Source organism: Acidobacteriota bacterium (assembly GCA_034211275.1).
Classification (GTDB): domain Bacteria; phylum Acidobacteriota; class Thermoanaerobaculia; order Multivoradales; family JAHZIX01; genus JAGQSE01.
In genome coordinates this window covers 1-10,220 of sequence record JAXHTF010000224.1, presented here as the reverse complement: position 1 = coordinate 10,220, position 10,220 = coordinate 1, and the positions used below count along the sequence as shown (strand labels likewise).

General features: G+C 65.9%; 8 protein-coding genes. 7 read left to right on the top strand and 1 reads right to left on the bottom strand.

Annotated features, from left to right (window positions below; genetic code table 11):
* The 7 genes from cas6 to SX243_22675 form a co-directional block, all read left to right on the top strand.
* The coding region (gene cas6 / locus SX243_22705) for a CRISPR system precrRNA processing endoribonuclease RAMP protein Cas6 (GenBank protein MDY7095796.1) at positions 1–1,674 on the top strand (1,674 nt) is incomplete at its 5' end.
* Positions 1,675–1,732: 58 nt separating this feature from the next.
* Positions 1,733–3,568, top strand: a complete 1,836-nt coding sequence (locus SX243_22700; protein ID MDY7095795.1) for a hypothetical protein — start codon at positions 1,733–1,735, stop codon at positions 3,566–3,568.
* A 3-nt stretch (positions 3,569–3,571) separates the two neighbouring features.
* Positions 3,572–5,440, top strand: a complete 1,869-nt coding sequence (locus SX243_22695) for an RAMP superfamily CRISPR-associated protein (protein ID MDY7095794.1) — start codon at positions 3,572–3,574, stop codon at positions 5,438–5,440.
* Positions 5,437–5,892 carry a hypothetical protein gene (locus tag SX243_22690; protein MDY7095793.1) on the top strand — a complete coding sequence of 152 codons (456 nt, stop codon included), beginning with the start codon at positions 5,437–5,439 and terminating at the stop codon, positions 5,890–5,892. The genes SX243_22695 and SX243_22690 overlap by 4 nt, the downstream gene beginning before the upstream one ends.
* Positions 5,889–6,767: an RAMP superfamily CRISPR-associated protein gene (locus tag SX243_22685; protein ID MDY7095792.1), complete on the top strand. Its 879-nt coding sequence runs from the start codon at positions 5,889–5,891 to the stop codon at positions 6,765–6,767. Before SX243_22690 ends, SX243_22685 begins: the two co-directional genes overlap by 4 nt.
* Positions 6,768–6,769: 2 nt before the next feature.
* Complete coding sequence (locus SX243_22680) at positions 6,770–7,672, top strand: RAMP superfamily CRISPR-associated protein (protein ID MDY7095791.1); 903 nt, start codon at positions 6,770–6,772, stop codon at positions 7,670–7,672.
* A 1,031-nt stretch (positions 7,673–8,703) separates the two neighbouring features.
* Positions 8,704–9,186 carry a hypothetical protein gene (locus tag SX243_22675; GenBank protein ID MDY7095790.1) on the top strand — a complete coding sequence of 161 codons (483 nt, stop codon included), beginning with the start codon at positions 8,704–8,706 and terminating at the stop codon, positions 9,184–9,186.
* Between the two features lie 89 nt (positions 9,187–9,275).
* Here SX243_22675 and SX243_22670 read toward each other — a convergent pair.
* Positions 9,276–10,220: SAVED domain-containing protein (locus tag SX243_22670; protein MDY7095789.1), on the bottom strand; the 945-nt coding region annotated here is incomplete at its 5' end.

Here is a 10,220-nt window from a genome sequence, read left to right as displayed (position 1 = left end):
CCGGTGGTGTGTGAGGGTGGGCGGGTTCGGTACGAGGTGGGGGATGGCTACTGCTTCGGGATCTCGCTCATCGAGCTACCGGGCGAGTGGGCGGAGCGGCTCGAGGAAGGGCTGCGGCGGGTCGGGGAGGAGGGCTCCGGGCAGAGTGGTTTGCTGGCGGGGAACTTCCGGGTGGAGGCGGTGGAGCAGGGGGCTGCAGTGGATTTACGGGAGTGCCTGCAAGCCGTGCAGCCGTGGGGGCCGCGGGAGGCCTCCCCGGGAGCCGGGCGGCAGGAGGTGCGGCTGCGGTTCCTCTCGCCGCTGCGGCTCAAGCTCCCGCGGGAGCTCCAGAAACCACGCTCGGGCTACTGCCACCGGGACTGCTTCCCAGCAGGCCACTTTCTCCAGCGCCTCGCCGCGCGACTCTTCCTGCTGACTCACGGCCGCTTTCCGAGCCGGGACGAGCGAGCCGAGTTCCTGTCCACTCCAGCCGATCTCGAAGCCGATACCTCCGACCTGGTGTGGGTGGATGTGCCGGCTCCGGGGAGGCACCAGCAGAAGAGAACCTTGGGCGGGGTGCTGGGGGAGGTGGTGTTGCGGGGTGTGCCGACGGCGTGGATTCCGTATCTGCTGGCTGGTCAGCACGCTCATGTTGGCTCCAGCACCGCCTTCGGACTCGGTCGCTACGAGATCGAGGGGTTTGCCTCCGTGGGCAAGGAGCTCTTCAGCCCTGCCCGGCCGCTGCTGGCGGAGGTGGCGGATCCCAGGAGTCTCCATCGGGCGCTGGACCGGCTGCAGCACAAAGGGAAGCCGGACAACTCTTTCGCCGGGGTCGACGGTGAGACTTTGGGAGAGCTCTTAGCGCTCCGCGGCCGGAGAATCTCCGAGCTTTCCTTTGCGCTGGCCAGCGGGACCTACCGGCCCTCCCGGCTTCTGGGAGTGGTGCAACGCGACTCCAACGGCGCACGACTGCCGCGGGCGCTGCCGACGGTGGCGGATCGGGTGTTGCGGCAGGCGGCGGCGGAGGTGTTGCGGGAGCCGCTACGGGCCTTCGGTGACGTTGCCTCGGAAGCCTTTCGACGGGGACACCGCAAACACGGGGCGCGGCAGGCGCTGCACCGCGCTTGGCGGGAGGGGTATTGCTTGGCCCTCCGGTTGCCCGTGGAGGTGCTGTGGGAGCAGATCGAGCCGGAGAGCATTCTGCGCCGGTTGGAGGCTCTCTTCCCCCACGAGCCCCTGGTGCCGTGGCTCCGGCGCTGGCTCGAAGTGAAGGTCGAACCGAGCGCTGAGCTGCTCACCGCTGCCGGCCTGGCGACTCCTCCCGCGGATGCGGCCTGGAAGCTCCGGGGCCTTTCTGTCGCCTGCCCCCTCACTCCAATTCTGGTTCAGCTAGGTCTCGACGACTTCGAAGACCGGGTCTTGGAGGCCGGCCAGCGCCTGCTGCGCCATGGGCGGTACTTCGTGGTGCTCCTGCGGGATCTCCCTGAGGACCACAGGCCTTTACGTTGGCTTCCCCGGGGAGTCTTCCCGAGGCGCTACCGGTTGGTCGAGCGAGGCGGTGTGGGCCGAGGTGCTGAGGGGCGGGGCGGCGTTGGGCTGGTGGAGCTGGCAGAAACAGGGGGCGCCCGACGAGCTGGCCGGGGCGATTCTCAAGAAAAAACGAAGAAATCTCGCCTCCCCGCGAACAAGGGCTAGGGAACGGCAACCAAGGACTAGCCGTGGTGGCCAGGGACCAACTTTGAGGGATGACGAGATGGCGAGAAACGACAGGTTAGAGACGCAAGAAGAGAGCCTGAGCGAGGTACGGAACGTCGTGCGCTCGGCCCTGGCGGGAGCGGGTGAGGTGCCGGAGCTACTCATACGGGCGGTCGCCGAGGGTGCGGGGGAGCGCAGCGCGGTCGAGGCCGCGACACGGCGGATCTTCGGCGAGAACAAACCGCTGGAGCTGGTGCTCTTCGACACCGACCGCATCGGCAGCTATGTCTTCGAATCCAGCCGGCCGCCGGTGCTCAAGGGGGCGTCGGTGATTCTGGAGCGGCTCAACCAGCAGATCGCCGGCGACCACGAAGACAAGGTGATTTTCTCCGGCGGTGGAGAAGGGTTGCTGCTGGTACCGGCGGGGCAGGGGAAGGGGCTGTGCGAAGACATCGAGAAGCTCTTCCGGAAGCGGACGGCGGAAGCTCTCAGCGTGACGACCCTCTGCCTACCGGTGGATCCCGCGGAGTTCGTGGCGTCGGAATCGGGGCCGGTCTCCGGCGGCTTGAAGGGCGTCCGGCTCGTCGCTGGTACGGCGGCGGTGCTGGGCCGAGCCCGGGACCAGGTGCGCCGGATCAAGGAACAGGCCTTGCCGGCGAGGAAGGAGATTCCGGGCTCCGCGGTGCGGTGCGAATCCTGCCGGGATCGGGAGGGGACGAAGCCTCTCCCCGTCAAGTCCCGGGGTGATGAGCAAGCACCGGGAGGAGCCGAGGACGGCGCTCTCGTGAAAGGTGAGGCCTTGTGCAGCGCTTGCGCTCTGCGGTGGTCCAAGGGGAGACCCGAGATCAATGGCATCAGCCTCGAGGAATTGGTCGAGACCTACGCATTGGCCCAGGCGAAGAAGGCACCCCCGAGCACGGCCAACGGTGCCTCCCCTCTGCCCCTTGAAGGCAAAGAGCGCTATGTCGGCTTCCTCTACGCCGACGGCAACGCCATGGGCCAGCTCTTCGGAGGGCTCGAATCCCTCGCTCAGCTGCGGTTTCTGAGCCGCGCGGTGGCGCACGTCTTCGGGCGCGTCGAGGGTCGGGTCCGGGAGCTGATGGTGGAAGAGGTAGGGCGGGAAGTTCCCTTCTTGAGCTTGCTGGGCGGCGGTGACGAGACGGTGTTGATTCTGCCGGCGCCGCTGGCGGTGGCCGTTGCGGAGCGGTTGCCGGCTTGGGTGGGCGAAGCCAGCCGAGAGGTGGAAGGGCTGCAAGGGGTTCTCGAGGAGCGAGGCCTCCAGGAGCTCACCGTCGGCAGCGGGCTGGTGATCTGCGAGCACAAATTCCCGGTCAAATATCAGTTCGGCTTGGCCAAGACCCTCCAGAAGAACGCCAAGACGCTCTTCTACGGTGCCGGTTCGCAGACTCCGCCGTCGGCGCTGGACTTCGAGGTAGTCACCGAGGGCTCGCCCATGGGGGAGGCGTTAGAGACCGCGCGGGGGGTCGCCTACCGAACGGACGACGCCAGCTTCTGGCGCACCTGCCGGCCCTACACCGCCGAGCGCTTTTCGCAGCTGGTGCACCAGGTCCGTTCGCTGGCCGAGCAGAAGATGGGGAAGAGCCAGCTCTACGCCCTGCAGCACGGTGCGGCGGAGGGGCGGCTGATCTTCCTCAACTTCCTCCTCTACCAGGTCGCCCGCAATAAGAAGCGCTACGGGCGGTGGCTCGAAGCGCAGAATCCGCCGGTCCTGATGGCGGAGCCCGGTGCCGTCCAGCGCTTCTTCCTGTGGAGCCTGCATCGGGGCGGCGGGGCGGCTCCGGAGACCGGAACCTGGATTCCCGACGCCTTGCAGCTGGCTCCCTTCCTGGGAGCGGAAGTAGGGGATCTCGATCCCTCGAGGGAGGAGGGCTAAGCCATGCCACAGATCGAAGTCACGGTCCTCAGCCATTTGATGATCGCTGGCAACGGCAGCGGGGAGCTCGGTCTCCACGCCGCCACCGCCCGGCGCTTCGAGCAGGGGCGCTGGGTGCCCTGCATTCCCGCCACCGCTCTCCGAGGAGCCGTGCGGATCCGGCTGGAAGCCCTGCTCCGGGGGGTGGGCAAGAGGGCTACCGGACCCTATTACCCGGAGAACGGCGAGGACCCCGCGGACTCCAAGGACGTCGTCTATCGGCTCTTCGGCCATTCCGGCCCCGATGGCTCGCGCACCGGGTCCAAGGCCGGCCAGCTGCGATTCAGCGACGCGATGCCGAGAGATCCCGACGCCGCTGCCGACGCACTGCAGGTGCGTGCCGGGATCGAGGTGGACGACTTCACCGGCAGCGTGTCGAAGGGCAAGCTCTTTTTCCACGAGGTGGTGGAGTCGAGCTCCGAGCCGCTGGTCTTCGAGGCATCGTTGGAAACCGCCCCGGACACGAGCCCGAAGGATCTGGCGGTGCTGAGGGCGGCTCTGGAATCCACCACCGAGATCGGCGGCGGCAGGGCGCGGAGCGGGGGAGAGGTGCAGCTCCGGTGGTTGGAGGGGGATTCTGCTACGGAGCGCGAGACGGCCAGCGTCGTGCGGGGAGCACCGCGAGCCGGCGGAGCGAGGCTGACTCTGACGCTCCTCGAACCCGCGCACTTCGGCGACGGCGGACCGAGAGGCAACTACCACCGCACCCGGGGCTTCATCCCCGGCTCGACGGTGCGCGGAGCGGTCGCCTGGGCTCTCCTGAGGAACGGCGTGGACCCGGATACGCCGGGATTCCAGGCCCTCTTCGTCGATCCATCGACCCGGGCGAGCTTCGGAGACGCTCTGCCGGTGTTGGAGCAAGAGGGCGAGCTCGGGGGAGGCGGGCCGAAGATTCGGCCGGCCACTCTCCGGAAGACGCGCAACGGCGACCGGCGCAACGATCTTCTGGCTCAGGAGCTGGCGCGGCAGCGGCTCAACGAGGTGCTCGAGGTCAGCGGGCGCTACCTCAGCCCGGACTTGCGGTCCCTGCGATCCGATCCCGAGCCGCCGCGGCCCATCGAGGGCTTGCTGTTGAGAACCCGGACCCGCCTGGCCCTCGACCGCTCCACCGGCACCGCCGCCACGGGACGCTTGTTCTCCTTCGAGCAGGTGGAGGCCTGGCTGCCCGAGACCGGAGTCCAGGAGGGCACCGAGTCCCGCCGGACCTCCTTCAGCACCCGGGTCGAAGGGCTGACGGAGGAAACCGCGCAGCTGTTGGCCCAGGTCGTCGAGGCTCCGGTCTACGTCGGCGCCGGCCGCAATCACGGCCAGGGCCGGGTGAGGGTCGAGGTCTGCTTCGAGGGAGAGCCGGAGCCCTCCGCCGAGGATCTCCGGGAGCAGGTGGCTCGGGTCCTCAAGCTCGGAAAGGCCGTCCGGCGGCGGGCTGAAGAGTGGGCCGAGGAGCTCGGTCTCGCAAGAGCCGACCTCGCCTGGGATGAGGACGAGGTGCCCTTGGCCTTGGTGGCCCAATCGACCTTCGTCCGGGAGGAGGGCAAGGATCATCCCCTGGCCTACGTCGACGGGATCTCTCTCTCACCCCATCGGGCACTGCTCCAGCCCGATGCCTTCGGGGGCTACGACGAGAGGCCCGAGAAGCATCGCAAGGGGCAGGAGAGCCCGCTCAAACCCAGGCTGCCGGCGGTCGGCGCCGGCAGCGTGTACGTCTACACCGTGGAACGAAACCAGGTCGCCTCCCTCCTCAGCCGGGTCTTGCCCGCGCTACGGAAGGGCGTCGGCAGGCAGCGCGAAAGCGGCTGCGGCCGGTTCGGCCTGTTCGAGGAGGTCAAGAAATGAAGGTCAAGCTATCGCCGGACTTCAAGGTCTGGATGGTTTGGGAAGCCTCTCAGCTGGCGGACAGGATGGCCGCGACGCAGTCGCAGTCCAGCCGCGGCCCAAACGACGATGAATCAGACGAGGGCCGCGGTGGTGATACCTCACAGCTGCGGAACCTGATCCAGATCACCCAGAAGGAGTCGGAGGTGCCGGTGCTGCGCAACTACATCGAGTACCAGACGGCTAGGGATGCGACCAGGAACTTTTGGGAGCCGGTCTACGAAGACGTCATCAAGGCGCTGGAGGAGATCGCGGAGAAGTGCGAGAGCGAAGCCACCGGTGACGAGGTCGAGCGCCGCCGCTTCGCGCTGCAGAGCTTCTTCGAGTACATGGTTCGCCGCTACGTCTTCCAGACGAAGATCGGGGATAGGGCGACCCAGGGCGCTCGGGGCGGGGGAGGGGGCCTCTCATGACCGGCACCCTGACGACCCCGGTGCGCCACCATGGGATCCTGCACCGCTCGCTTCTCTTTCCTCTGCGCTTGACCTGTGCCACCGGCCTGCACATCGGTGGCGGCAGCCGGCCGGACTTCCTCGACAGCGACCAGCCGGTGATTCGCGACGGATCGGGGCAGCCGATGATCCCCGGCTCGTCCCTTCGCGGGGTCCTGCGGAGCGCCTGTGAGAGCTTGATTGGGGGGCTCGCGCTGGATGACTGGAGTCCTTCGGTGTCGGGGGAGAACGGTTGTAGCGACGAGATGCGGGCGACCTGGAACAAGCTCGGCGTGCTCCATCGGATTTTTGGCACCGACCCCAAGGTGCACCCGGAAGATTTCTACGCCTCCCGGCTGAAGGTCTCGGATCTGCTCTGCAAATCGCAGGATGTCGAGGTCGAGCTCCGGGATGGAGTGGGCATCGACCGGGAAACCCGCACCGCCGCCAACCGGGTCAAATACGACATCGAGGTGGTCCCCGCCGGCACGATCTTCGAGGGCCGGATCCGCTGGGAGAACCCCGACGACTTCGAGATCGGCCTGCTGGCTCAGAGTCTGTGGATGCTCGGCGAAGGAATGATCCAGCTGGGGGGCGGCTCGGCGCGGGGGCTGGGGTGGATGGAAGTGGCGGTCGGTCCGGTGACGGAGTGGACCGCCGAAGAGATCCTCGCCGCCGCCGAGGCCGAAGCGGCCTCCGAGGAATCAGGACCCGACAGCTCCGATTCGGACCCAAGACCGGGTGACAAGTCTGGGGATGCTGCCTCCTGGAGCAGCGTTCAGGCACGGCTGGGCTCCTACCTCGAGGCATTCCGAAGGACCGTAGAAGCGGCACGAGCCGAGCGGAAAGGAGGCTGAGCATGTTTCACCAGCTCCAGAACAGCGTGAAGATCCGATTCCGGCTGGTTCCCGATGGCCCGATCCTGGTTCGGGCGCAGGAGGTCGGCATCGAGCCCACGGTGGCCAGCATCGAATTCCATCGCACCTACCGTGAGGGGGAGAAGACAGTCTTTCTCGCCGGCTCTGGCCTCAAGGGAGTGCTGCGAGCCCATGTCGAGCGCATCCTCCGCTCGGCGGGGAAGACAGCGTGCGACCCCACCCGGGTCAAGGAGAGCCAATCCTGCGGTCACCACACCCGCAAGCTCTCCGAGGTACCGGATGAGGAGGGACCCCATGCCGGCCAATGCGGAGCCTGCTTTACTTTCGGTTCGCTCAAGCTGGCGGGGCGCTTCCGGATTCCCGACGCCTACCCCACGGAGGAGGAGTTCGAGGCCACCAATCAAACCGAGGTGCGGGCCGGCGTCGGTATTGACAGAAAGTCTCAGGGGCCGGCCAGTGGTGTGCTCTACGACACCGAGGTGGTGGTCCAGGGTGCCTTCGATGGTGCGATCATCGGCGAGAACTTCTCGCTCTGGCAGCTCGGAATGGTTCTCCAGGCCCTCAACGATCTCAACTCCGGGATGGTCCAGATCGGCGGCTGCAAGTCCCGGGGCATGGGGACGGTCAAGATCAAGGATCCGGAGCTGATCTTCTCCTCGTTCTTGTCCTCCGGAGGACAGCTCGCGGGAGCTCGCCAGGCAGGTCAGTGGCACTACGGGCTACCGGAAAACGACACCCTCCCGATTCCCGCCGGGGAAGGGGTGACCGAGGAGACTCAAGGCCTGTTCCACCGGGTGCGATTCTCCGGCGCGGCCGTCGACCGACTTCATCGCAGCCTGGTGGAGAAGCCGCTACTGACCTACCTACAGCAGGGAGGGGGGTGAGCTATGGGGAAGGTTGGACTGTATCGGCCCACGGGCGTCCGCCCTCGTCGGACTACGCCCCTGGGGCAGGAGGAGTGGCGTAAAGGCTGTCTCAGCGGCTTTTTGCAGCTCGAGCTAAAGATTCCCAAGTTCCACTATGTGAGTCCCAGCAGCGGTCGTTTCGTCATCGAGAAGCAGGGTTCCCGGAAAGTCTTGGTTCAGGAAGCTCAGCGCATTGCCGGCCGGCCGGTAATCCCTGGCACTGGAATCAAGGGGGCGGTGCGGACGATCTACGAGATCCTCTCGCATTCCTGCAACCCGTTGGCTCGAGGATCTTGCCGGATTCACCCCAGGAAGCCTCTGCACGTCCAGGAGCTTTGCGAGGCCTGTGCTTTGTTTGGAGCCATGGGCTGGCGAGGTAGGGCGTGGTTTTCGGATGCCAAGGAGCACCCACCAGACGCGGTGAACTGTGTGACGAGACGGGTTCCGGTTGCCTGGAAGCCTCGTAGGGAGGAGACGCGAGGTGATTTTCGCTTCTACGATCTCGGGCCAGCCAAGAAACTCGACTTCAGGACGAATCAACTCCAGGATGCGCCCTTACCGACTCTCCGCCAGGTCTTCGACGACGGTGCCTTCAGGGCCAGGCTTTGCTTCCGAGATGTCTCGGAAGTAGAGCTCGGACGTCTCCTCTTCTGCTTGGGCTATGACTTCCGAGAATCGCAGGGTTTTCTACTCCGGCTGGGAGGCCTCCGGTTCCATGGTGAAGGGAGGGTGGAAGTCCAGCCCATCAGGGTGCAGCTTCTGCGCTCCTGGCACTCCTCTGCCCAATTGCCGATTCAGCAAACTCCTGGACTGGCGGAGGACGAGGCGGAAGTAGCTTCCCCGGAGCAGAAGGTGGCGCAAGACGAGGCTCTCGCCGTGAGTCGAGACTGGCAGCAGGCCGCGTTGAAGTCTCCTTGGGCCGAAGTATTCCTCGGCAAGCTGGAGGAATTGAGTCAGCGAATCAGCCGAGAACCGGGAGGGCCGAGATGAGCATGCCGAGGAGCAAGTTGGTGACGCTGGCCGAGGAGCTGACTGAGGATCTTTCGGATCCCAACGAAGAGGTTGCCCGTTCGTCCTTTCATACGGTCACGAAGCCCCTCCGGCACCTGGCGTTCGAGGACCCCAAGCAATTCGCTAGCGCCTTGTCGCTGCTCGAGCAAGATACCGACAATCAGCTGGCTCGAGGCGGCCCCTACCAGCGGGGAGCGCACCTCGCGGCTCAGGTACTGAAGGGCTTCCTCGAGGATCATCGTTTCGAAGGTCCAGAACTGTGCCTGCTTCTTGATTGGGTTGGCAATCGGCTCTACACGCGGGACAACGTCCCCGCGGTCAAGGCGCGGATTCAGCGCTCGAAGCAGGAGAAGGATCGGAGGAGAAGGGAGCAGAGAGAGGCTGAACGTAAGAAGCATATTGAAGCGCCCAAAGATGGGTTTGCTCGGGCTAAAGAGAAGAACAAGGCTGAGTTGCGGAAGCTCTTGGGCGGCTCTGACTAGGCTTAGCCCAAGACGATGCACAGAGCCGGCTCGCACGTAGCGAGCCGGCTTTGCTGTCTCAGAAGCAGCTGCCCAGGTAGCAGCCTTACTCAATACGCCCCATCGCCCTGGAAGAGCACCGACGGCACATAGGTTGAAGAGCCCTGGCCGAAGTGATGCTCGTACATTTGGAGTCTGGGAATGCTCCGGGTCCTCATCCCGAAGAAGAAAGTGAACGCCTGAGGGGCGCTGAGGAAAAGGTGGATGGTGGTCCCGGGCCGGTTGGCCAATTCCTCGTCGAGCCGGTTGATCAGCTCTTGAGCGAGCTGGCTGGCGTGCACCCCGTCTCGGACCGAAGTGGGGCCGACGCCGGTAGTTGGGGTGGCGTCGAGAATGCTGCCGATCTGTGCTGCCGGCCCTTCACCGCGGCTCACATACTCCTGGACCCCGGGCAGAATGCTGCGGGAAAGGCTCACCGCCACCGCCAGATCCGTCTTGTTCTCGTCCACCACCTCGATGGGCAAGTTCCGCTCCCAGACCGGACTCGGGAGGGGGTTGCCTTTTTCGGCATCCCAATCCACGTCGTACTGCTGCACGATCACGTCGCGGCGGCTCTTGACGTCCAGTAGTCTGCCGGTGGCAAGGACGATGGTCAGGTGGGCGGCAAAGTTGATGCGGCTCTTTTGCTCCGGCAGGATGCCTTTGCGCAGCCAGCCCTTGAGACCGGGCAGAATTTCCTCGGTCCAGAGCTCCGGCGCACGGATGGGTCGCCCGTCGAAGAACTCGTCCAGGCGGAGTAGCGCGGCTCCGTATTTGTCGAAGCGTTCGCGACCGTGGTCGTCGAAGCTGACGATGTTGAATTGATACCTCTGCTCCTCGGAGTCGCTGGCCAGGCTCACGATGCGGCCATCCGGAGTCCGCTGGGTGAGCAGGGGGGTGGCCCATTCGAGGGGCCGGCCTTTGCCGCGTCCCATGGCCAGCCGGGCCTCGCCCATGGCCGCGTCCACCGGCATGCCCATGGACAGCGCTCCATAGAAGCTGGAGGTGAAGTCCAG

What these genes read in the sequence shown, in the direction of transcription:
- SX243_22685 (MDY7095792.1), top strand. Translation starts at nt 5,889, where the DNA reads ATGACCGGCACCCTGACGACCCCGGTGCGCCACCATGGGATCCTGCAC.
- SX243_22700 (MDY7095795.1), top strand. Translation starts at nt 1,733, where the DNA reads ATGGCGAGAAACGACAGGTTAGAGACGCAAGAAGAGAGCCTGAGCGAG.
- SX243_22680 (MDY7095791.1), top strand. Translation starts at nt 6,770, where the DNA reads ATGTTTCACCAGCTCCAGAACAGCGTGAAGATCCGATTCCGGCTGGTT.
- SX243_22695 (MDY7095794.1), top strand. Translation starts at nt 3,572, where the DNA reads ATGCCACAGATCGAAGTCACGGTCCTCAGCCATTTGATGATCGCTGGC.
- SX243_22690 (MDY7095793.1), top strand. Translation starts at nt 5,437, where the DNA reads ATGAAGGTCAAGCTATCGCCGGACTTCAAGGTCTGGATGGTTTGGGAA.